Raw genomic sequence first — 22323 nt, forward strand, 5'->3', positions numbered from 1 at the left:
GGCCCGCAGGGGGCGGGAACTCACCGAGGAGCAGCAGCACATGAGCATGTACGCGGGCAAGAAGGCCGTCATCACCGGCGGCAGCACGGGGATGGGGCTGGCCATCGCCAAGCGCCTCGTCGAGGGCGGCGCGGAGGTCCTGGTGACCGGCCGCAACGAGCGCAATCTGGCGCAGGCGAGGACCGAGCTGGGTCCGGGGGCGCACGTGGTGCGCTCGGACACGGCGGACCTGGCGGACATCGCCGCTCTGGGGGCGACGGTCGAGCAGAAGTTCGGGCACGTGGACCACCTCTTCGTCAACGCGGGCATCGCGGAGCCGGGGTCGGTCGAGTCCGCCACCGAGGAGTCCTACGACCGCCAGTTCGCCGTCAACACCAAGGGCGCGTTCTTCACGGTGCAGCGGCTGAGCCCGCTGCTGCGCGAGGGCGGCTCGATCGTCTTCACCACCTCCGTCGCCGACACCACCGGCACCGCGGGCATGGCCGTCTACTCGGGCACCAAGTCCGCGCTGTGGTCCTTCGCCCAGGTGCTCGCCACCGAACTCGTCGGCCGGGGCATCCGGGTCAACGCCGTCAGCCCCGGCTTCATCGACACCCCGACCGCCGGCGCCACCGGCCTGTCCGCCGAGGAGCGGGCGGCGTTCCACGCGCTCGGCGACGCCGTCACCCCGATGCGGCGCCACGGCACCTCCGACGAGGTCGCCCGCGCGGCCCTGTTCCTCGCCGTCGACGCGACGTTCTCCACCGGGGTGAAGCTGCATGTCGACGGCGGCCTCGGCCAGCACGTGGCGGTGCCGCGGTCCTAGAGCGGGCCCGCTGCCGGGCGCCCGGTTCCGCCGGGTGCCCGAGGGCGCGGATTGCGCCATCCGGAACGCGCTCCCCCGCCGGACACATCAGTGGCGCGGAAAGGGACATACGTACAGGTATGACTCTTCCCAACGCAGGGCGGCACGAGAAAGAGATGGTCGGCACCCGGAAACTTCCCGAGGTCGAGCAGGCCTTCCGGGCCCTGGAGGCCGTCGGGGCCGGGCCGACCCAGCAGACGCAGCTCTCCCGGGGCGCGCTGACGGGCTACCTGTGGGCGCTGGGCCGGGGGAATCCGGCCCCGATCACCGGCGCCCCGACCGAGGGGGCACCGGACCTGCCGCAGCTGACGGCCGAGGTCGACGCCGCGGCGGTGCAGCTGGCGGACGCCGCCCAGCGCACGACCCCGCGCGACTTCACCCAGGGCGTGCACGACGCGCTCGCCTGGATCTGCGGGCACAGCGACATGCGCCCCTGAACTCCCGGACGCGTCAGGCGAGCGTGACCTCGACGGGCAGCCTCTTGATGCCGTTGACGAAGTTCGAGCGCACCCGCGGGACGTCGCCGACGCGGCGGACGCTCGCGATGCGGGGCAGCAGTTCCTCGAACATGGTCCGGATCTCCAGGCGGGCGAGGGAGTTGCCCAGGCAGAAGTGCGGGCTCCCCTTGCCGAACGCGACGTGGTCGTTGTCGCGCCGGGTGACGTCGAAGTCGTAGGGGCGGTCGAAGACCTCCTCGTCGCGGTTGCCGGAGGCGAACCACAGCACGACCTTGTCGCCCTCCCGGATGGGCCGGCCGGCCAGCTCGGTGTCGCGGGTCGCCGTGCGGCGGAAGTGGTAGACCGGCGAGGCCCAGCGCAGGAACTCCTCGACCGCGTCGGGGATCAGCGACGGGTCGTCCTTCAGCTTCGCCAGCTGCGCGGGGTGGTCGATCAGGGCGAGCATGGAGTGCGAGATGGAGTGCCGGGTGGTCTCGTTGCCGGCGACGACCAGGAGCAGGAAGTAGTTGTCGAAGTCCTCCTTCGACAGCGGCACCCCGTCCTGCGGGACCTGGTTGACCAGATGGCTGACCAGGTCGGTGCCGTCGCCGTCGCGGCGCAGCTCCGCCAGTTCGCGGCCGTAGGCGAAGACCTCCTCGGCGGCGGGGCTGCGGAAGGGCAGGTTGCGGTAGCGCTCGCTCTCGGCGCTGTCGAGCAGGACGTCGGCGTAGTCGGGGTCGGTGTTGCCGATGATGCGGTTGCCCCAGTCGATGAGCTGCCGGGTGTCGCCGTCGGGGACGCCGAGCATGCGGGCGAGGACGTTGATCGGGAAGTCGGCGGCGATCTCCTCGACGAAGTCGAACCGTCCTTTGGGCAGCGCCGCGTCGAGGGTGCGGATGGTCAGGCTGCGCAGGAACTCGCCGTACGCGGCCACCGCCTTCGGGGTGAACTGCTTCTGCAGCAGCCGGCGCAGCGCGGTGTGGCGCAGGCCGTCGGTCTCCAGCAGGGAGCGGCGGATGGCGATCTGGTCGTCGTCCACCTCCTCCAGGTTGGTGAACCGGGACGAGGTGAACGTCTCCGGGTCGCGGTCGACGCGGACGATGTCGCGGTGGCGGGTCACGGCCCAGAAGCCGCTGTTGGGCGCGGGTTCCGGCTGCCAGTGGACGGGGTCCTCGTGGCGCAGGGTGTGGAACATCCGCCACGGGGTGACGCCGTCGAGGAAGTTGTCGTGGTCGCAGAGGTCCACCTCCTTCAGTGCCATCGGCTCCGGCAGGTCGCCGACGCTGGTCGGCGCGGTGTCGGCCATGGGGTGCCCCCAATGCGGGTGGTCGGGCGGCGCGGCGGGTTCGGCCGAGCCGTCACAGGAAGTAGGCGTACTCGCCGAACTCCCAGTCGGTGACGTGGTGGTGGAAGCGGTCGGCCTCGTCGCGCTTGTAGGCGAGGAAGACGGTGGTGAAGTCCGTTCCGAGCACGCCGGCGAGGGCCTTGTCGGCCTCCAGCGCGTCGAGCGCGGCCGGCAGGTCGGCAGGCAGCTGGGGGGACTTGGCGGCGTCGTAGCCGTAGCCGTCGAGCGGTTCCGGCGGCTCCTGGCCGTCGCGGATGCCGAGCAGGGCGGCGGCGAGGGTGGCGGCGACGGCCAGGTACGGGTTGGCGCTCGCGTCGCCCAGCCGCAGTTCCAGCCGGGCGCCCGCGCCGCGCTCCGGCGGGACGCGGACCATGGCGCTGCGGTTGTCCAGGCCCCAGTCGATGAGCCACGGGGCGAGGGTGTCGGGGCCGAAGCGCTTGTAGGAGTTCACGGTCGGGTTGAGCAGCGCGGTCAGCGCCGGCGCGTGGGCGAGCAGCCCGGCGAGGGCGTGGCGGGCGGTGTCGGACAGCCCGTACGGGGCGGCGGGCTGGTCGAAGGTGTTGCCGTCGGTGTCGTCCAGCCCGGACAGGTGGAGGTGGAAGCCGGAGCCGCCCTCGTCGTTGAAGGGGCGGGCCATGAACGTGGCGAGCCTGCCCTCCAGGCGCGCCAGTTCCTTGACGGCGGTCTTGAAGCGGAACGCCCGGTCTGCGGCGTCGAGCGCCCCGGAGTGGGCGAGGTTGATCTCGAACTGGCCGCTGCAGAACTCGTGGTTGCCCGCGAGGACGCCGAGGCCGAGGTCCCGCAGGTGGCGCAGGGTGCGCAGGAGGTGGCCGTCGGGGTCGCCGCGCAGGCCGGCGGAGTAGACGTTGCCGGCGGCCTCGCCGTAGCGGCGCCAGCCGGTCGGGGTGCCCGGGGCCGGCTCGCACAGGAAGTACTCCAGTTCGGGCCCGACGACCGGCCGCAGTCCCCCTTCCGCGCACCGGGCGAGCACGGACCGCAGCAGGTCGCGCGGGGACTCGGGGGCGAAGGCGCCGGTGGCGGGGTCGGTGACGTCGGCGAGGCAGGAGGCGACGCCGGGCTCCCACGGCAGCGCGACCAGGGTGGCCAGATCGGGGTGGACGAGGACGTCGGGCAGGCCCGCGTCGAGCCCGCCGGGGATCGGGACCACACCGCCGCGCGGGGTGGTGTGGTAGACCGCCCGGCAGAAGGTGAGGCCGTGGCCGCAGGCGCCGGGCAGCTGGTCGAGCAGGATGTCCCGGGCCCGGTCGTTGCCCAGCAGGTCGGGGTAGGCCACCCGCACCGTGTCGATGCCCTGGACGGTGAGCCGCTCCATGTGCTGTTGGACCTCGGAAGGGTGGTCGGCACTCACCAGCGGCTCCTCGGACGGGCGGGAACGGACGGCGTGCGGCCGGAACGGCAGGACCCGGCTCTATTATTTGACCCCAAACGATAGATAGCGGCGCAGCGCTCCGCAAGGGGTCGCGCGCGGCCGATACCCGTGCCGCGCAAGGGCTATGGCCGTACCGCGCACGGGTCTTGACCCCGCGGGGAGCCCGACGTAATTTGTTTGAGACCAAACGAATTCCCCGGGAGGACCGCATGCGGGTCACCGTCGACCGGACCAGGTGCCAGGACCACGGCCAGTGCGTCTTCTCCGCCCCCGACGTGTTCCGCCTCGACGAGGAGGGCCACCTCGTGCACGCCGACGAGGTCGACGAGGCGCTGCGCGAGGACGTCGAGGACGCCGCGGACGTGTGCCCGCTCCAGGCCATCACGGTCGAGGGCTGACCCCGTGACCGGCCGGATCGCGATCGCCGGCGCGTCGCTCGGCGGGCTGCGCGCCGCGGAACAGGTGCGCGGCGCCGGCTGGACCGGCGAGATCGTCGCCATCGGGGACGAGTCCCGCATGCCCTACAACCGGCCCCCGCTGTCCAAGGAGGCCCTCGCGGGCCGCGCGCCCTTCAGCGCGCTGGCCTTCCGTCCCAAGGCCGCCGCCGCCGTCATCTGGCGGCTGGGCACCGCCGTCGCCTCGGCCCGGCTGCACGACCGCACCCTGGAGCTCGCCGACGGCGCGAGCATCACCTTCGACGGTCTGGTGATCGCCACCGGAATCCGCCCGCGCCGGCTGCGCTGCCCCGGCCCGAGCGGTCCCGGCAGTGGGCGGTACACCGTCCGGACGCTCGACGACGCCCAGGCGCTGCGCGCTGAACTCAGCGCCTCGGGGGTGCGCCTGGTCGTCGTCGGGGCCGGCTTCATCGGCTGCGAGGTCGCGGCCACCGCCCGCGGCCTCGGGGTGCGGGTGACCGTCGTCGAGCCGGAACCGCTGCCGCTGGTGCGCGCGCTGGGCGACGTGCTCGCCGCCGACGTGCTGCGGCGCCACCGCGAGCACGGCGTGACCTTCGCCCTCGGCCGCACCGTCGAGCGCTTCACCGGCAGCGGCCCGGACGACACCGGCCGGATCACCGGCGTCGTCCTGGACGACGGGACCGAACTGGCCGCCGACGTGGTGGTGGAGGCGATCGGCTCGGTCGCCAACACCGAATGGCTCGACGGCAACGGCCTCGACCTGTCCGACGGCGTACTCTGCGACGCGCGGCTGCGGGCCGGCGGCCTGCCGCACGTGGTCGCCGTCGGCGACGTCGCCCGCTTCCCCAACGCCCGCTACGACGAGGTGCCGCGCCGGGTCGAGCACTGGTCGATCCCCGGGGACTGCGCCAAGCACGCCGCACGGACCCTGGTGGACGGGCTGGCCGGCGGACCCCGGCGGCTGCCGCGGGACGACGCGCCGTTCACACCCCTGCCGTCCTTCTGGAGCGACCAGTACGACTGCCGCCTGCAGTCCTTCGGCGCTCCCGCGCTGGGCGCGGCCGACGCCCGGGTCCTGGAGCACGGCCCCGGCCAGGACCTGCTGATCGGCTACTACGCCGCAGGGCGGCTGGTCGGCGTGGCCGCGATCGGCGGGCCGGCCGCCGCCGCCAAGGCGGCCGGCTTCCGGGCCGCGCTGCTCCACCGGCCCGCCGCCGCGTGACCCGCCCCTTCGACCGAGGAGACACCGTGTCCCCTGTGCGCGGCTGGTTCCACCCCAAGACGGCCACCGGCGCCGCGTCCCTCGTTCCCGCTCCCCCGTGGCGGTACTCCGGCGACCTGCTCACCGTCGAGTACCGCACCGACCCCGCCCGGGTCCGCGAACTGCTGCCCGAGCCGCTGGAGCCCGCGGCCGAGGACCCGGGCGCGGTGGCGCTGATCTGGGCCGACTGGCAGTCCTGCGCCGACGGCGGCGCGGAACTGCTCGACCCGGTCCGCGCGCAGTACAAGGAGACGTTCGCCGTGGTCCGCTGCTCCTACCGGGGCCGCACCTACTCGCGCTGCGTCTACATCTGGGTCGACAAGGACTTCGCGATCGCCCGCGGCCTGCACCAGGGCTACCCGAAGAAGCTCGGCTCGATCCACCTGACGCGCCCGCACCCGTACGGGCCGGCCCCGTGCGTCGAGGCCGGCGCCCGGTTCGGCGCGACCCTCGCGGCGGCCGACCGGCGGCTGGCCGAGGTCGTGGCCACGCTGCGCGAACCGTCGGCCGGCGGCGGCTTCGTCAACGGCCACCCCATGCTGCACCACCGCTGGCTGCCGTCGATCGAGAAGGGCAAGGGGTTGGCGCTGGACGAGCTGATCGAGTCCGGCGCCGCGTCGTTCGAGGGCGGCCCGCCCTGGGCGGCCGACGCGGAACTCACCCTGTTCGAGGCGCCGACCGAGGAACTCGCCCGGCTGCGCGTCGACGAGCCGATCGGCGCGTACTACCGGCAGGTCGGCGTGGTCTGGGACGGCGGACGGCTGCTCGAATCGGGCACCTCCGGCGCCCGGTAGGCGCTGCCGCTCCCTGGACCCGACCCCCGCCACCGGAGGATCCCCATGGCCCGACCCCCGACGACGACCGCCCTGGTCGCGGACGTCCCCGTCGACACCCGGCACTGGATCGGCGGCCACCGCGTGGCCTCGGCCGCCACCTTCACCGACCACTCCCCCATCGACGGCGCCCCGCTCGCCGAGATCGCCCGGGGCGGGGCCTCCGAAGCCGCGGCGGCGGTGGGGGCCGCCGCCGCGGCCTTCCCAGACTGGGCCGCCACCCCGCGCGCCGAACGGGCCCGCGTCCTGCACGCCGTCGCCGACGGGGTGGACAAGCGGCGCGAGGATCTGGCCCTGGTCGAGACGCACGACAACGGCGCCCTGCTGCGCTCCCACCGCCGCGGCGTGCTGCCCCGCGTGGCGCACAACTTCCGGTTCTTCGCCGACCGGCTGCTGGAGCTGGAGCACGCGGAGTTCGACACCCGCGGCCACACCAACCGGGTCTCCTGGGACCCGGCGGGACCCTGCGCGCTCATCACCCCGTGGAACGCCCCGCTCATGCTGGCCACCTGGAAGATCGCCCCGGCGCTCGCCGCCGGCAACACCGTCGTCCTCAAACCCGCCGAGTGGTCCCCGCTGACCGCCTCCCTGCTGGCCGACATCGCCGCCGGCGCCGGACTGCCCCCCGGCGTGCTCAACGTGCTCCAGGGGTACGGGGCCGAGGCCGGCGACGCCCTCGTCTCGCACCCCGGCGTCCGGCGGATCAGCTTCACCGGCTCCGTCGCCACCGCCCGCCACGTCGCCGCCGCGGCCGCCGCCCACCTCACGCCGGTCAGCCTGGAGCTGGGCGGCAAGTCCCCGCTGCTGGTCTTCGCCGACGCGGACCTGGACCTCGCCGCCGACCTGGCCGTGGAGCAGTACGACAACGCCGGGCAGGTCTGCCTGGCCGCGACCCGGCTGCTCGTGCAGTCCGCAGTCGCCGACGCGTTCCTGCGCCGCTTCACCGAACGGGCCGCACGGCTGCGGCAGGGCGACCCGCGCGAGGAGGCCACCGACATCGGGCCCACCATCCACCGCCGCCAGCTGGAGCGGATCGACGGCTTCGTCCGGCGCGCCCTGGACGCCGGCGCCCGCGCCGTGATCGGCGGCGGCCCGCACCCCGGGCTCGGCGGCCTGTACTACCGCCCCACCCTGCTCACCGACGTGGCCCAGGACGCCGAGATCGTCCAGGAGGAGGTCTTCGGCCCGGTCCTGACGCTGCAGACCTTCGACACCGAGGACGAGGCCGTCGCCCTCGCCAACGGCACCCGCTTCGGCCTGGCCGCCACCGTGGCCACCGGCGACCGGGAGCGGGCCCGGCGGGTCGCGGACCGGCTGGTCGCCGGCACCGTCTGGACCAACTGCTTCTTCGTCCGCGACCTGCGGGCCCCCTTCGGCGGCTCCCGCCGGTCCGGCATCGGCCGGGAGGGCGGGACGTGGAGCTTCGACTTCTACTGCGACCTCAAGAACACCGTGACCGCGCCGGAGGGATGGACCGACCATGGGTGAGATCGTCGGCGCGGGCCTGCTCGCGCACGTGCCCACCATCGTGCTGCCGGAGGCGGACCGGCGCGAACTGAACGAGGGCCGCGAGATCACCCTCGTGCCCGGCCTGCGGCAGCTGCGCCGGGACGTCTTCGACTCCCTGGACTACGACACCGTCGTCGTCCTGGACTCGCACTGGGCCACCACCGTGGAGTTCGTGATCACCGCCCACGCCCGGCGCGCCGGGCTGTTCACCTCCGAAGAGCTGCCGCGCGGCATGTGCCGCATGCCCTACGACTTCCCCGGCGACCCCGAACTCGCCCGCTCGGTCGCCGCGTTCGCCGACAAGCACAACACCTGGATCACGCCCGTCGACGATCCGTACCTGCCCGTCCACTACGCGACCGTCAACCTGTGGAAGTTCCTCGGCGAAGGCCTGCCCGACAAGCGGTGGATGAGTATCGGCGTCTGCCAGACCGGTGACGGCGAGGACCACCTGCGGCTGGGCCGGGCGCTCGCCGACGGGATCGCCGCCACCGACCGCAGGGTGCTCGTCCTCGCCTCCGGCGCCCTGTCGCACACCTTCTGGCCGCTGCGGCGGCTGCGCGACCACGAGAGCAGCGACCCGTCGCACATCTTCACCGCCGAGGCCCGCGCGGCCGACGAGCAGCGCATCGACTGGTTCCGCCAGGGCCGCCACGACCGGGTCCTGGGCACCATGGCGGAGTTCTACCGCTACCGGCCGGAAGCCCGGTTCGGCCACTACCTGATGCTGGCCGGGGCGCTGGGCGAGGAGCGCTGCACGGCGCCCGCCCGGCAGTACGGGGCGTACGAGAACTCCATCGGCACCGGCCAGGTCCACCTGTGGTTCGACCGCCCGGCCGGCGGCTGGACCCGGCCCCCCGCGCCCGCCACCGAACCGGAGGCCGACCATGCCTGAACTCCGCCGCATCCTGCTGGACGGCGCCGTCGTCCAGGTCGTCCTGGAAGACGGGGAACTCGTCGCCCCCGACGGCCGCCGCGTACCCGCCGACGCGGCCCACCACCTGCCGCCCGTCACCCCCGGCAAGATCGTCGCGGTGCACCTCAACCACCGCAGCCGCGCGGAGGAGTTCCGGACCACCCCGGCCGCGACCCCCACCTACTTCCACAAGCCGACCTCCGCCCTCAACTCGCACGGCGGCGCCGTCGTGCGGCCCGCGGGCTGCCGGTACCTCAACTACGAGGGCGAGGTGGCCATCGTCATCGGCGCCACCTGCCGCAACATCGCGCCGGAGGACGCCGCCGGGTACATCGCCGGCTACACCATCGGCAACGACTACGGGCTGCACGACTTCCGGGACACCGATGCCGGCTCCATGCTCCGCGTCAAGGGCTCCGACACCCTGTGCCCGTTGGGCCCGGGGCTGGTCACCGGCTGGGACTTCCGCCACAAGTACCTGCGCACCCACGTCAACGGCAAGGTGGTGCAGGACGGGTCCACCGACGAGATGCGCTGGGACATGCACTACCTCGTCGCCGACATCGCCCGCACCATCACCCTGCACCCCGGCGACGTGCTGCTGTCCGGCACCCCGGCCAACTCCCGTCCGGTGGAGCCCGGTGACGTCGTCGAGGTCGAGGTCGAGGGCCTGGGCCGGCTCACCAACCACATCGTCACCGGGCCGGTGCCGGTCCGTGCCGACTGCGGCGCCCAGCCCACCGCCTCGGAGGAGGTCGTCTCGACGGCCCTCGGCGGCGACTGGGAGTTCCGCGGGGTCAGAGCCCCCCGGCGGCCCTGACCCGTCCCCCGTATCCGAACGCGAGGTGAGCGGCATGAGAACCCACCCGGCCGACGGTCCGGTCACCGGCGACGAGGCGTCCACCGCGACCCGCACCCTCAAGCGGGACGCCCTGGGCGTCCTGGGCATCGTCTTCTTCGTCCTGTCGGCGCAGGCCCCGCTCACCGGGATCGCCGGAGCCGTCCCGATCTCGGTCGCCGTCGGCAACGGCCCCGGCACACCGGTCGCCTACGCGGTGGCCGGGGGCATCGTCCTGCTGTTCTCGGTCGGTTTCGTCGCCATGGGGCGCTACGTCGTGGACGCGGGAGCGTTCTACACCTACATCGGCAAGGGGCTCGGCCCGGCCGCCGGCACCGGCAGCGCGGGCGTGGCGCTGCTGGCCTACACCACCGTCCAGTGCGCCATGTACGGGCTGTACGGGTCCGTGGTGAACGGGCTCGCCGACCACTACCTGCGCTGGGACGTGCCCTGGTGGGCGTGGGCGCTGCTGACGATGGCCGTCGTCCAGGCGCTCGGGGCCTTCGGCGTCGAGCTCGGCGCGAAGATCCTGGCCGTGTTCGTCACCGCCGAGTTCAGCATCCTGCTGGTCTTCGGCCTCGTCACGCTCTTCAAGGGCGGCGGCCCCGAGGGGCTCGCGCCGGCGGACAGCTTCTCGCCGGGGGCGGCGCTCGACGGCGCGCCGGGGGTCGCCCTGGTCTTCGCGCTCGCCTCGATGCTCGGCTTCGAGGCCACCGCGATCTACGGCGAGGAGGCGCGCGACCCGCGCAGGACCGTCCCCCGCGCCACGTATCTGGCGGTGGCCGTGGTCACCGTATTCTTCACCTTCACCTCCTGGATGCTGATCGCGTCGTACGGGGCGTCGGGCAGCGCCGCCGCCGCGGGAAAGGCCCTGGACAGCGGCGACTCGACGGACTTCGTCTTCTCCCCGGTGGCGGCGCGGTTGGGGAGCTGGGCCGGGGACGTGCTGCCGTTCCTGCTGGCCACCTCGCTGTTCGCCGGCATCCTGGCGTTCCACAACTCCGCGAACCGCTACTTCTACGCGCTCAGCCGCGACGGCCTGCTGCCGCGGCCGGTCTGCTCGCTCAACCGGCACCGCTCGCCGTGGGTCGCGGGCACCGTGCAGAGCACGACGGCGGTGCTGCTCGTCGGCGCCTTCGCGGTGGCCGGGAAGGACCCGGTGCTCGCGCTCTTCTCCTGGTTCAGCGGCCTGGCCGTGCTCGCCATCACCCTGCTGTACCTGCTGACCTCGGTCTCGGTGATCGTGTACTTCCGCCGGGAGCGCTCCGACACCCGGCTCGGTCCGACCCGGCTCGCCCCGGCGCTCGCGGCGGCCGGCATCGCGGGCGCGATCTGGCTCATCCTGGCCAACTTCACCACGCTCATCGGGGGCGACGCCGTGACGGCCACCTGGCTGGCGGTGTGCGTGCCCGCGGTGTTCGTGCTCTGCGCGGGCCTGTCCCTGCTCACCCGCCGACGTACACTTTGACCCCGAACGACATGCTGGTCACAAGGAGGGGTCCGTGTCCGCGGAGCATTCCATCGCCGAGACCGAGAAGCTGGTCCGGTCCAAGCTCGGCGGCACCTCGATCCGCCATGACCAGATGGCCGTCGTCTCCAACATCTACCGCGCCGCCTCCGCCGTGCGTCAGCACGTCGAGAACTCGGTGCTGCGCGGCTCCAACCTCACCTGGACCGGGTTCGTGGTGCTGTGGGTGGTGTGGATCTGGGGCGAGCGGGAGACCCGCTTCGTCGCCGAGGAGGCCGGGATCTCCAAGGGCACCCTCACCGGGGTGGTCCGCACGCTGGAGTCGCGCGGCCTGGTCGTCCGCGCCGTGCACCCCTCCGACGGCCGGCGGGTGCTGCTGAGCCTCACCGACCAGGGCGAGCGCCTGCTCGCCGAGCTGTTCCCCGAGTTCAACGCCGAGGAGGCGTTCGTCACCGGGCAGCTCAGCGACGAGGAGTGCCGGCGGACCGCGGACGTGCTGCGCCGCATCGTCGTCCAGGTCGAGACGCAGGGCGAGGAGCGCCGGCTGGACCTGCTCGACGGCGCCGCGCCCACTCCGCGCCACAGCGGGCGCCGCGCCAAGGCGTAGGAACCGTAGAGCCGTAGAAGCCGTCGAGCCGGAGGAGCGGGCGGGGTCACGACCGGTTCCGGGCGGCGCGCACCAGCGCGTCGAACAGGCCCTGGTTGCCCCGGTCCTGGTGCGCGGTGTCCTCCGGGTGCCACTGCACGGCGGTGAACCAGGCTGCCGCGCCCGGCAGGTCGAGGGCTTCGACCGTGCCGTCGGCGGCGCGGGCGGCGACCGCCAGGCCGGTGCCGAGGCCGTCGACGCGCTGGTGGTGGTAGCACGACACGTTGACCTCCCGTGCCCCCAGCAGGCCCGCGAGCGGTGATCCGCACTCCACGCGCACCGGGTGCACCCGGTGCCGGTGCTCGCGGTCCGGGCCGCCCATGTCCTGTTCGAGGGTGCCGCCCAGCAGGACGTTGACGACCTGCAGTCCGCGGCAGACCGCGAGCAGCGGCAGGCCCGCGTCCAGCGCCCGGCGGGCGGCCGCCAGGTCGAAGCCGTCCTGCTCGTCGTCCACGTCGTAGACGCCGCGGTGCGGGCCGGCGGCCCCGTACCGGTGCGGTGCGACGTCACCGCCGCCGGGCAGCAGCAGCCCGTCGCAGCGGGCCAGCCGGGCGGCCACCTCGGCGGGGTCGGCCGTGCCGCCGGGTGCGTGCGGGTGCATCATCAGCGGCTCGCCGCCCGCCCGCCAGACCGCTTCGACCAGGGCGCGGGCGGTGACCTCGGCGGCGTAGCGCAGGGCGGAGGTGGTGGCGCTGAAGCGGGCGGGCAGGGCGATCAGCGGGCGCTGCCCCGTCACAGCTGGATCCAGGTGGTCTTCAGCTCGGTGTACTTCTCCAGCGCGTGCGCCGACTTGTCGCGCCCGTTGCCGGACTGCTTCATGCCGCCGAACGGCACCGTCAGGTCGCCCTCCTCGTAGCAGTTGACCCAGACCGTCCCGGCCCGCAGGGCGCGCGCGACGCGGTGCGCGGTGCTCAGGTCGGAGGTCCACACCCCGGCCGCGAGGCCGTACTCGGTGGCGTTGGCGAGCGCGACGGCCTCGTCCAGGTCGTCGAAGGTCAGGACCGACAGCACCGGTCCGAAGATCTCCTCGCGGGCGAGGCGGGAGGCGGGGTCCACCCGGTCGAAGACGGTGGGCTGCAGGTAGGTGCCGCCGCTGTCGAGGCGGACGCGCTCGCCGCCGGTCCGCAGCCGGGCGCCGTCGGCGGTGCCGCCGTCGATGTGCTCCAGCACCCGCCGCAGATGCCCCTCCCCGGCCAGCGCCCCCATCTGGGTGGCCGGGTCCAGCGGGTCGCCGACCCGCAGCAGGCGGGCGTGGCCCACGACGTCGTCGACGACGCGTTCGGCGATCGCTCGGTGGACGAGCAGCCGGGAGGGGGCGGTGCACATCTCGCCCTGGTTGAAGAAGATCCCCCAGGCCGCCGTCGCGGCGGCGCGGGCCAGATCGGGCGCGTCCGGCAGGATGATGTGCGGCGACTTGCCGCCGAGTTCGAGCCAGACCCGCTTGAGGTTGGAGTCCGCGGCGTAGCGCAGGAAGTGGCGTCCGACGGCGGTCGATCCGGTAAACGCGAGCACGTCGACGTCAGGGTGCGTCCCCAGGGCCCGGCCGGGCGCCGGGCCCTCGCCGGTGACCACGTTCAGCACCCCCGGCGGCAGGCCCGCCTCGGTCGCCAGCCGTCCCAGGCGCAGCGCCGACAGCGGTGAGCGGTCGGACGGCTTGAGGACCGCGGTGCAGCCCGCGGCCAGCGCCGGGGCGAGCTTCCAGGAGGCCAGCGTGAGCGGGAAGTTCCACGGCACGACCGCGCCGACCACGCCGGTGGGCTCCCGGGTGACCAGGGCGAGCGCGTCCGGCGCGACGTGCGGGGACTCGTCGCTCAGCTTGTCGGCGAGCTGCCCGTACCAGCGAAAGGTGGTGGCGGCGGCGCGCAGTTCGATGCCCTGCGCCTCGGTGACGGGCTTGCCCATCTCCAGGGTGATCAGCAGGGCGAGTTCCGCGCGGTGCTCCTCGATCAGGTCGGCCAGCCGGATCAGCGCGCGGCCCCGGTCGGCCGGTGACAGCCGCGGCCAGGGACCGGAGTCGAACGCGCGGCGCGCGGCGGCCACGGCCCGGTCGACCTCCGCGGCGCCCGCGTCGGCGACCCGCGCCAGCAGGTGGCCGTCGCGGGGCGCGACGACGGCGAACGTGTCCCCGCCGCCGGGCTCGTCCGCGCCGTCGATGTGGTGCGCGGTCGGCGGCCGCAGCGCTTCGGCCCGCCGCAGCCACTGTGCGTAGGTGTCGTCCGCCATGGGTGTCCCCGGTTCCGCGGGAGTCCGCACGCTCTGCGCCGGCAGGTTGTTTGACTCCAAACGATATGCGCTCCGGGGACACCGCACAAGGCCGCGCCGTCAGCTCTTCCCGCCCAGGTCCTCCGTGCTCTGCCCCGGGTCCAGCAGGTGCAGCCGGTCACTGAGCCCGGCCCGCTCGAAGGCCTCCACCAGCGTCTCGCGCCCCTGCGTCAGATGCGACCAGTGCTCGAAGTGCAGCGGCACGACGTGCGGGGCGCCCAGGATGGCCGCCGCCTCCGCCGCGTGCTCGCTGCCCAGTGTCAGGTCGGCGCCGGGGATGAACGGCGCCTGCGCGGCCCCGGCGAACAGCACCACGACGTCGAACGGGCCGCAGCGCTCCGTGATCTCCCGCACCACGTCCAGCGAGGCGTTGTCCCCGCTCACGTACACCGTGGGCACCCCTTCGCCCGACAGGACGAATCCGACGACCTCGCCGACGATGGGCTCGCTGCCGGCCGGTCCGTGCTGCGCCGGCACCCCGGTGATCCGCAGCGGTCTGCCGTCCGGGCGCAGCAGTTCGGTCTGCGCCCAGTGGGCGAGCGCCTGGACGCGGCCGCCGACCCGCTGGCGGGCCGAGCGGGTGGAGAGCGTCAGCGGTACCTGCGACAGGTACGCCGCGCCCGCCACGTCGAAGTTGTCCGGGTGCTGGTCGTGCGAGAGCAGTACGGCGTCGACCGCCTCGACGCCCTCCGCCGCGATCGCCGGCCCGACGGCCTTGACCAGCGCCCACTCTCCGACGGGGTACACCCCCGGAGCGTCGAACGTGGGATCCGTCAGCAGCCGCAGGCCGCCGATCTCGATCACCGCGGTGGGTCCGCCGATGTACTGGATGGTCGTTGCGGTCATGGGTCCGTCCCTTGGTATCCGGTCACACGGTGGCCGCCGCGAACCGCCCCGCCCCGCGGCGGGACCGTTCACGACGGCGGGACCGGCCGGTGCGCGCCGCGGCGGGCGGTGCCGCCGCGGCGCCGGCCGGACATCTCAGACGGCGATCACCCTGATCGACGGGTGGTCGATCGTGTTGAGGTAGAGCTTCTCCTTCTTGCCGTCCTGCTCCAGTTCGACGATGAGCCGGTACTTGTACACACCCGGCTTCGCCGTGCTCAGGACCGTGCCCGCCCAGTAGTAGTAGACGGGCGTGTACGGGGACCGCATGCGGTCCGGCATCCCGTAGATCTTGAGTTCGGTGAAGATCTTGCGCTCGGAGACGTCCTCCTCATCGCCCTTCTCGGTGTCGAGGAGGACGATGCTGGCGATCTTCGGCATCGGCGGCCAGGTGCCGTCCAGCCGCTTCTCCATGTCGATCGGCCGGATGATCCAGTTCAGGACCTGGCCCTGCTTGCAGACCGTCTCCAGCTGCCGCGTCCCCTGCCCCTCACCGCCGATGCTGTTGTCCATCATGTACATCGCGTCGCTCAGCGAGCCCGTGGCCGTCGCCCGTTCCATGTTGACCAGGGTGACGATGTTGAGCTGTACCGAGTTCAGCTGACCGGGGTTCTGCTTCTGCTCCACGCTGCTGCGTGTACTGGTCGTCAACGCTCCTCCTTGGCGCACGGCATCCGTGTCCGGCGGTCGGGTTCCCTAGCCGATCAGGGACGACTGCAGGGTGCTGGTGATCGGCTCGTCGCGCGTCCCCAGCTTGAACTTGATCTGATAGCTGACCGCCTGCAGGTCGTCCTGCTTCACCGTGCCGGTCCAGTAGGCGACGTCGGTGCCCGGGTACACCTTGCGCACCGGTTCGCACACCGCCTGGTCGATGACGATCTCGTCGATGGCCACGAACGCCTCGCACTCCAGCGCCAGGACGTTCCAGACCAGCTGGTCGCCCTTGTACACCTTCGTCCGCAGCTGCTCGGTACCGAAGCCGGTGGAGCCACCGGCCTTGTTCGTGTCGTACAGGTACAGGTGGCCGTTCATGCTGCGGGCCGCCAGTGCACCCACGCAGTCCACCACCGCGGTGATCGCGATCGGCCGCCTCGTACCGGTTTCCTGCGCCTTCGCCCTGGGGGGCATGGGCTTCCTCCTCGTCCTCGGGTCGGGGGTGTTACGGGCGGGCGGCCGGGCCCAGCGGGAGCAGGCCCACGCCGGCCTTGGTGAAGGCGTTGCGCTTGGGCTCGTTCGTGATCCGCAGGCGCGACTCGGCGGTCATGTTCACCGGTTCCCACAGCAGTTCGCCGCCCTGCGGCTTCAGCTGGTGGAGCTGGATCCGCATCGTGTAGGAGTACGTTCCCGGCCGCGACGTGTCGACCGTCGCGGACCAGTACCACCCGTCGGTGACCAGGTCCGGCGATCCGTACTCGGCCGGATACATGATCTTCTCGTCGACGGCCTCGCCGTAGATGTCGGTGATGACCGGCGCGGGGTAGCTGAGCGCGGTCGTGTCCCCGTTGGAGATGACGTGACCGGTGAGGTCCAGGACCTTCTGCCCGCTCAGCCCGCGGGTGCGCGGCGTGGTCTTGACCCGGGTGCCGGCGATCTTCTGGATGCGGGCCAGCTCGGACCCGGCGTCCGCGCCGGTGCCGCCGGGCTTGGCGGTCAGCGCGTCCAGTTCGGCCAGGGCCTGCTGGTCCGTCTGGCGCGCCCGGTCGGCCTGGTAGCTGCGGGGCACCGTCGGGGGGATGGAGCCGAGGCTGTACGGCAGCCAGTTCAGCACCTGCTCGCTCGCCTGCGACCCGTCGCTCCAGCAGGAGCCGTTGATCGCGGTCACCAGACCGCCGGTCCCCTCGCCCTCCGAGCCGTGCAGCTTCATGTTGTCGAACAGGTAGGTGTTGCCGTTCAGGCTTCTGGTCTCCAGAGCCGTGCCGACGTCCACGAGCACGATGATGGCTAACTGTTGGGCCATGAGCCCGCCTTTCCTTCCAGGTCTGCCGCTACTGACGGGGGTTGGCTACTGACACATCAACGCGGGTGTGTCGATGTCCAGGACGCTGTACGCGCCCTCGTACATCTGCAGCTCCAAGCGGTACTTGTGGGCCACGCCGGGCGTCATGTAGCGCGGCACCACTCCGGACCAGACGTCGAGTTCGAGCTTCTCGCTCTCCTCGGAGGGCGTGGACGTGTGCGGCGCGCTGCTGCCGTTGTGGCCCGGTTCGAGGAACTCGATGTTCTTGATCTCGACCGGTGTCTGCAGATCGACCGCGAGGACCGTCCACTGGACGGTCTGCCCCGGGGCCACGATGGTGACCAGGTCGGCCGTTCCCTGACCCGCGCTCTGCAGGGATCCGTCGTCGATCATGCAGAGATTGCCGTTGCGCAGCGTGCCACCGGACAGTGCTCCGATGACATCCACGACAACGATGATGTTGACCTTCTGCTTCATTCCCTCTCCTGTCCCTCTCCTCGTGGTTCCCGTGGTTCCCGTGGTCCGCGTGGTCCGGTGACTCCCGTGACGCGCGCGTGCGGCACTAACCACGGTCGCGCACCAGCGGCACCTTGCCGACGGCCGTGCGCTCGATCTCGCCCGACAGCTTGTGGACGAACTTGAGATGGAAGTGGTAGCCGCTCTTCTCAATCCCGGCGGGATTGGCCTCCCCGTGGTTGAACAGCGACAGGGAGCGCGGCAGGGCGTTGACGAAGACCTGCTGGACCCCGTACGGCCCCAGCGCCATATCCGTCCGGTAGGTGCAGCCCGGCACGTCGTCGACCGACGCGAGCAGGGTGATGGTCCGGCTCTCCCGGTGGTTGACGAACTGGACCTCGTGCGCCACCGCGTCCAGGTCCATCGCCGTGGCCGTCTTCAGCTCCTCGCACACCGAGGCATAGGCCCGCGCGGCGGAGTACTGACTGTCATTCAGATGCAGCACGTCGCCGGTGCGCCCCGAGAACTCGAACTGCCGCGTCTTGAGCCCGGGCCCGTCCAGCAGGGGCCTGCGGATCATCTTGTCGCCCAGTTTCAGCCGCAGCAGCGGCGTCTCGTGGGCGTGCAGCCGGGTGACGACGAGTTCGCCCTCCTCGCCCTCGGCCACCCACCGTCCCGCGTCATCGACGATCTCGATGAAGTGCAGGCCCGGCACCGACGCGAGGTACGGCGACTCGGCCCGCAGCTGCAGTCCGATGGTCTCCGCCTGGGTGGCGGCGAAGTAGCTGAGGACGGACAGGTTGGGATAGACCTCCCGCAGTTCCACCCGCTTGCGCTGCGGCAGCACCCCGCTGCCGTACAGGGCGACCCGGAAGCTCTCCCTGGCCTCACGGTTCATGTTCGCGCCCAGCTCACTCAGTATCGCGATGCCGGCGGATATCCCCATCAGCGCCTTCGGCCCGGGGTACGAGAACATGTGCTCCAGTACCGGGGCGGTGACCGGGCCCGCACCGATGTAGTTGATGCCGGGGACGTTCTGCAGCACACCGCCGACCATCGTGCCGCTGCTCCACATCTGGTAGTCGGCCAGTGTGGTGATCAGCCATCGGGGATCGCTGCCGCGCAGGTACTCGCCGAGCTGGTACGTCCCCATGAAGCGGCCGGCGATCTCGTAGGTCTCGTGCAGCTCACGTATCGGGTAGACCGTCTCCAGCGGCCGGCCGCCACTGGTGCCGCCGCTGGCCACGATCTCGAAGCCGCCGCGGTTCAGCGGCACGACCATGCCGGGGCGCGAGTCCATGAAGAAGTCGCGCTGGACGTCCTTGTCCGACAGCGGAACGTGCTGCCATGCCTCGTACGTGTCGGGGGCCTCGGTGATCCCGGCCTCCCGCAGCCGGGCGCGCCACAGCGGGTTGAGCATGACCGTGTTGACCTGCTGCTGCAGCCGGCGCAGCACCAGGGCGTCCTGGATCTCGTGCGGGACCTCGCTGTACGGCACCTTGCAGGACTGCTCGCACGCGCGCATCTTCGTCGCGAAGGTCGGCAGCTGGGCCACGACGTCGATGGATGCGGGCTTCCATTCCCGGTCGGGAATCAGTCGGCGCGCCAGAGGCACGGCGCCGACGGACGGAGACTTCTTCTGCTGGGTGGTCACTTCGCTCATGGCCGGTTCCCCGTCTGTGAGTTGTGTCCCTGGTCGCTGCCGAGCAGCATCTGTCCGACTCGTCTGATCTCACCGAGCAGCATCCGGAAATGCTCCCCTGCGATGCGGTGGTTCATCATCACCACGCGCAGTGCGGCGACGCCGCCGATGTTCACCTTGGAGATGAAGAAGTTGCCCTGGATTTTCAACTCGTCCCTGATAGCCACCTGCAATCCGTGGACGTCCTCCTCCGCGAGGTCCGCGGGACGGTAGCGGAAGCAGAGAATGTTGGCCTCCGGACGGTGCACCGTTTCGAAATCCCGCTCGGCCTGGAGCGTGCGGTGGGCACTTTCCGCCAACTGGCACAGGTACTCGATCTTCTCGGCGAACAGCGCCCTGCCGTACAGGGACCACAGGGTCCACAGCGGCATGATCATGGGGCGTTTGGTGCATTCGAAGTTCCGCTCGCCGCTGTCGAGTTCCGTGTAGACGTCCACCTCTTCGTCGAACACGTAACTCGCGGTCTGCCGGAACGCCCCGCGGCTGCGTTCCTCGTTCCGGTAGAACAGCAGAGTGCACGGCGCGGGCACGAACATCATCTTGTGCGCGTCCCATGTCAGGGAATCGGCTTTCTCGATGCCCCGCATTTTGTGGCGCAGGGTGTCCGACACGAGAAGGCTCGCGCCGTGCGCCCCGTCGACGTGCAGCCACAGATCCCGGGCCCGCGCGAGGTCGGCGAGCTCGTCGATCGGGTCGAAGGCCCCGACCGAGGTGCTGCCGGCCGACGCGACCACGCAGAATACCTGCAGGCCGCGCCGCTCGGCCGCGTCCAGCGCGGGACCGGCCTGGTCCATGCAGATCTGCAGCTTGTCGTTGAGCGGCAGCCGGACGATCTGCCCCTCGCCGATACCCATGATGCCGGCGGCCCGCGAAACGCTGTAGTGGACATCGGAACCGACGGCGATGGCGGGCCGCGCCTGCCCGCCGAGCAGTGAGGACCCCTCGGTCCAGAAATGGGGGAATTTATGGTTTCTGGCAGCCAGCAATGCGGTGAGATTGGCCAGTGAACCCCCCGAGGTGGTCACCATCGCGAAGCGTCCCTGATCCCATCCGATGAAGCGGTTCAACTCGTCAGCCATGATGCGTTCCGCGACATTGGGCAACTGCGCCGCCTCGTAGAACGACGAGGGCTGGTTGACCACCGAGCTGACGAAGTCGATGACGCCGCCCAGGGGGACGACACCGGAGAACTGCCTTCCCATGTAGCCCGGCGAGTGCACCTGTATTCCCGTCCTGACGTACAGGTCGATGATCGCCTCGAGTTTCTTCTCGTCGAAGGCGGCGATACCCGTCTGGTCCGGGGCCATCAGGGCTCTGGCCGCCCGTGACAACGATGCCGGTTCGGTCAGTTCCAGGCCCTTGATGGAGAAATCGGAGAGGTGCTTCTCCAGTTTCGCCACGGCCGTCTGGGAGTTCTCCCGGAACAGCTGCGCGTCGAACGCGTCGAGCAACAGGCCGCTCTCGAACTCCGGTGTCGCGAAAGGGACGGGAGCCTCTGCTGCACTCCTGGCGGCGGAACCCGACTTCGTGCCGCGGAACTGTTCAAAGACAGGGTTCTTCGACCGAGATTCCCTCATGGAGGTCTCCTTGAAAAGCAAGATACCGGGCCCACCCTCCCGGGTACGGGGCAGGCATGGCCTGGAGCCGGCGCTTCCTCGGCGACGGGAGCGGCCGAGGACGGCGACGTGCCGGACGGGGACCGGGTCCGGTTCGGAGCGTTCGATCAGAAGGACGGCCGGGCGACCGTCAGTGCCGGGCCGGCCGGCGCAGTGGGTGCGGAGCGCGCCGGGCGGAGGCGATGTCCACTGCGGAGGGCCCGCGACGCGAAGCGGGGGGAACGGGGGCGGCGGAAACGCCGGCCGAACGTCCGTTGCCGTGCCTCGCCCACCACTTGATCACCGCAGTCCCCCTCCGGTTTCAACACCTGATCCGAAGTCGGCCGGCTACTCCCCCAGTAGTCGAGCACTCGGCGCCCGCACGCACACGCCGCAACTCGTGAAACATAAGCTTTGCTTCTTCACATCCCAAGACCGCCTGCGGGGTATGGCGCGATTTCAATCCGACGCTGACCAGCCACCGCTGAGAAGGACAGTAGTGTCACAAGTTTACGTAGGCATCTTCCTGAGAAGGACTGGCTGAAAAACAGTGCCCGCGACGCCCAGGAAAGAGAGCACGATAACAACTGGTCAGCGGTGCTCGACGCACTTGATCCGCGGCTCGACATCAGTCCGAATTTCGTCAGAAACCTATAGCATGCCGCCGGGAATGGTCGGCTCGGCGGTCGCACAGCGCGCCGCGGATCAATGTCGGATGGGTTCGCCATTTCCCGTTCAGGCGATCGTCACTTAGACCCTGTTATCGAACAGATATGCGCCGTGACCATTCTTTCCACCGGACCCTCAGGCCGCGCGGCGGCGGCCGCGTTACGCGGGGCGAGCCCTGCGTGGTTGTGGGGACACGGTGGCCTCCGGTAGCTTCCGATGCTGGTGGGGCGGGTACGAGAGCGCCCGGAAACCGCCGGTGGACGCGGGCTCGGTGTGCCGGCGACCGCACGGCGGGCCGCCCGCCCGCAGGCCGCGGGCTGGCGCGCGGCCCGCCCCGATCTGCGGATACCCGCACGCGTCCGCGTCGCCCCGAACGTATGCCGTTGTCAAGAATCCGGCTCAGGACACCCATAGCCGTTTGCAGGCCATAAGAGTCTTCTTTGATTGCGATGTTCCGTTGGTCTTCTTAACTTCGAGGATCCGACCACCGAGGCCGGCACCACCCCCTACGATCTGGGGAGTGAGCCCTCCCGTCAGCAGCACTGAATATCCGGAATTTCAGGTTCGGATGACCGAATCAGCCCCTCCGAGGGAAGTCGGAGATCAGTGCGAGGGCCTGCGGAACCGTCCGGAATTCGCCACGCCTTCGGAAGCCGGGAATCCGGTTTGCACCCGCGCTCCGGCGAGTGGCGCCACCACTTTCAGATATCGGAGGCGCAGTGACCATCTCCTCCTTGCCGATCAGAACCACGACCTCCGTGCATCCCGAACCGCCCGCGGTGGACCCAAAATCCTGGCGATCCCTTCCCGCGGCGCAGCAGCCCGAGTACCCCGACTCTGAGGCGTTGCGCACTGTGCTCGCGGAGCTTCAGTCGTATCCGCCGCTGGTGTTCG

Annotated in this window: 22 protein-coding genes; 11 read left to right on the top strand and 11 right to left on the bottom strand. The window is 71.4% G+C overall.

Features of this window, described 5'->3' with window-relative positions:
• Nucleotides 1-40: 40 nt before the first annotated feature.
• The gene (locus ABZ721_RS11860; protein WP_358788478.1) at nt 41-805 is read left to right on the top strand and encodes an SDR family oxidoreductase; all 765 of its coding nucleotides are present in this window, start codon (nt 41-43) and stop codon (nt 803-805) included.
• Nucleotides 806-924: 119 nt separating this feature from the next.
• On the top strand, nt 925-1281 hold the full coding sequence (locus ABZ721_RS11865) for a hypothetical protein (protein WP_358788479.1): 357 nt from the start codon (nt 925-927) through the stop codon (nt 1279-1281).
• A 13-nt stretch (nt 1282-1294) separates the two neighbouring features.
• Here ABZ721_RS11865 and ABZ721_RS11870 read toward each other — a convergent pair whose 3' ends face one another.
• Nucleotides 1295-2587, bottom strand: coding sequence for a cytochrome P450 (locus tag ABZ721_RS11870; RefSeq protein WP_358788480.1), 1293 nt, complete (start codon nt 2585-2587; stop codon nt 1295-1297).
• A gap of 52 nt (nt 2588-2639) precedes the next feature.
• Entirely contained in the window at nt 2640-3959 is a 1320-nt protein-coding gene (locus ABZ721_RS11875) for a glutamine synthetase family protein (protein ID WP_358788504.1), read from the bottom strand.
• Between the two features lie 266 nt (nt 3960-4225).
• Here ABZ721_RS11875 and ABZ721_RS11880 point away from each other — a divergent pair, with 266 nt between their 5' ends.
• From ABZ721_RS11880 to ABZ721_RS11915, 8 genes are read left to right on the top strand one after another with little or no spacing between them, the layout of a single operon-like run.
• Nucleotides 4226-4414, top strand: coding sequence for a ferredoxin (locus ABZ721_RS11880; RefSeq protein WP_358788481.1), 189 nt, complete (start codon nt 4226-4228; stop codon nt 4412-4414).
• Between the two features lie 4 nt (nt 4415-4418).
• Nucleotides 4419-5654 (top strand): FAD-dependent oxidoreductase, encoded by a 1236-nt coding sequence (locus ABZ721_RS11885; RefSeq protein ID WP_358788482.1) that lies wholly within the window; start codon nt 4419-4421, stop codon nt 5652-5654.
• Between the two features lie 26 nt (nt 5655-5680).
• Nucleotides 5681-6487: an acetoacetate decarboxylase family protein gene (locus tag ABZ721_RS11890; protein WP_358788483.1), complete on the top strand. Its 807-nt coding sequence runs from the start codon at nt 5681-5683 to the stop codon at nt 6485-6487.
• Nucleotides 6488-6532: 45 nt separating this feature from the next.
• The gene (locus tag ABZ721_RS11895) at nt 6533-8014 is read left to right on the top strand and encodes an aldehyde dehydrogenase family protein (RefSeq protein WP_358788484.1); all 1482 of its coding nucleotides are present in this window, start codon (nt 6533-6535) and stop codon (nt 8012-8014) included.
• Nucleotides 8007-8930, top strand: a complete 924-nt coding sequence (locus ABZ721_RS11900) for a 3,4-dihydroxyphenylacetate 2,3-dioxygenase (protein ID WP_358788485.1) — start codon at nt 8007-8009, stop codon at nt 8928-8930. The genes ABZ721_RS11895 and ABZ721_RS11900 overlap by 8 nt, the downstream gene beginning before the upstream one ends.
• Nucleotides 8923-9771 (top strand): fumarylacetoacetate hydrolase family protein, encoded by an 849-nt coding sequence (locus ABZ721_RS11905; protein WP_358788486.1) that lies wholly within the window; start codon nt 8923-8925, stop codon nt 9769-9771. The genes ABZ721_RS11900 and ABZ721_RS11905 overlap by 8 nt, the downstream gene beginning before the upstream one ends.
• Nucleotides 9772-9805: 34 nt before the next feature.
• Complete coding sequence (locus ABZ721_RS11910; protein ID WP_358788487.1) at nt 9806-11257, top strand: APC family permease; 1452 nt, start codon at nt 9806-9808, stop codon at nt 11255-11257.
• Between the two features lie 34 nt (nt 11258-11291).
• Nucleotides 11292-11864 (top strand): MarR family winged helix-turn-helix transcriptional regulator, encoded by a 573-nt coding sequence (locus ABZ721_RS11915; RefSeq protein ID WP_358788488.1) that lies wholly within the window; start codon nt 11292-11294, stop codon nt 11862-11864.
• A 46-nt stretch (nt 11865-11910) separates the two neighbouring features.
• On the opposite strand, the gene ABZ721_RS11920 is transcribed toward ABZ721_RS11915, so the two are convergent.
• The 9 genes from ABZ721_RS11920 to ABZ721_RS11960 form a co-directional block, all read right to left on the bottom strand.
• A complete protein-coding gene (locus ABZ721_RS11920) occupies nt 11911-12639 on the bottom strand; it encodes a gamma-glutamyl-gamma-aminobutyrate hydrolase family protein (RefSeq protein ID WP_358788489.1) in 729 nt (242 codons plus the stop codon).
• The gene (locus tag ABZ721_RS11925; RefSeq protein ID WP_358788490.1) at nt 12636-14126 is read right to left on the bottom strand and encodes an aldehyde dehydrogenase; all 1491 of its coding nucleotides are present in this window, start codon (nt 14124-14126) and stop codon (nt 12636-12638) included. Before ABZ721_RS11925 ends, ABZ721_RS11920 begins: the two co-directional genes overlap by 4 nt.
• Before the next feature lie 99 nt (nt 14127-14225).
• Nucleotides 14226-15011, bottom strand: a complete 786-nt coding sequence (locus tag ABZ721_RS11930; RefSeq protein ID WP_358788491.1) for an MBL fold metallo-hydrolase — start codon at nt 15009-15011, stop codon at nt 14226-14228.
• A 135-nt stretch (nt 15012-15146) separates the two neighbouring features.
• Nucleotides 15147-15701, bottom strand: a complete 555-nt coding sequence (locus tag ABZ721_RS11935; protein WP_358788492.1) for a hypothetical protein — start codon at nt 15699-15701, stop codon at nt 15147-15149.
• Nucleotides 15702-15746: 45 nt separating this feature from the next.
• Entirely contained in the window at nt 15747-16178 is a 432-nt protein-coding gene (locus tag ABZ721_RS11940) for a hypothetical protein (protein ID WP_358788493.1), read from the bottom strand.
• Nucleotides 16179-16209: 31 nt separating this feature from the next.
• Complete coding sequence (locus tag ABZ721_RS11945) at nt 16210-17007, bottom strand: hypothetical protein (protein ID WP_358788494.1); 798 nt, start codon at nt 17005-17007, stop codon at nt 16210-16212.
• A gap of 45 nt (nt 17008-17052) precedes the next feature.
• Nucleotides 17053-17484, bottom strand: a complete 432-nt coding sequence (locus tag ABZ721_RS11950; RefSeq protein WP_358788495.1) for a hypothetical protein — start codon at nt 17482-17484, stop codon at nt 17053-17055.
• Nucleotides 17485-17569: 85 nt separating this feature from the next.
• Entirely contained in the window at nt 17570-19126 is a 1557-nt protein-coding gene (locus ABZ721_RS11955; protein ID WP_358788496.1) for a hypothetical protein, read from the bottom strand.
• The gene (locus ABZ721_RS11960; protein WP_358788497.1) at nt 19123-20742 is read right to left on the bottom strand and encodes a pyridoxal-dependent decarboxylase; all 1620 of its coding nucleotides are present in this window, start codon (nt 20740-20742) and stop codon (nt 19123-19125) included. Before ABZ721_RS11960 ends, ABZ721_RS11955 begins: the two co-directional genes overlap by 4 nt.
• Nucleotides 20743-22187: 1445 nt before the next feature.
• On the opposite strand from ABZ721_RS11960, the gene ABZ721_RS11965 reads away from it, so the two are divergent.
• Nucleotides 22188-22323, top strand: a 136-nt coding sequence (locus tag ABZ721_RS11965; protein ID WP_358788505.1) for a 3-deoxy-7-phosphoheptulonate synthase, incomplete at its 3' end; no start/stop codon positions are given.

Source organism: Streptomyces sp. NPDC006733 (assembly GCF_040636125.1).
In the GTDB taxonomy this organism is placed as follows: domain Bacteria; phylum Actinomycetota; class Actinomycetes; order Streptomycetales; family Streptomycetaceae; genus Actinacidiphila.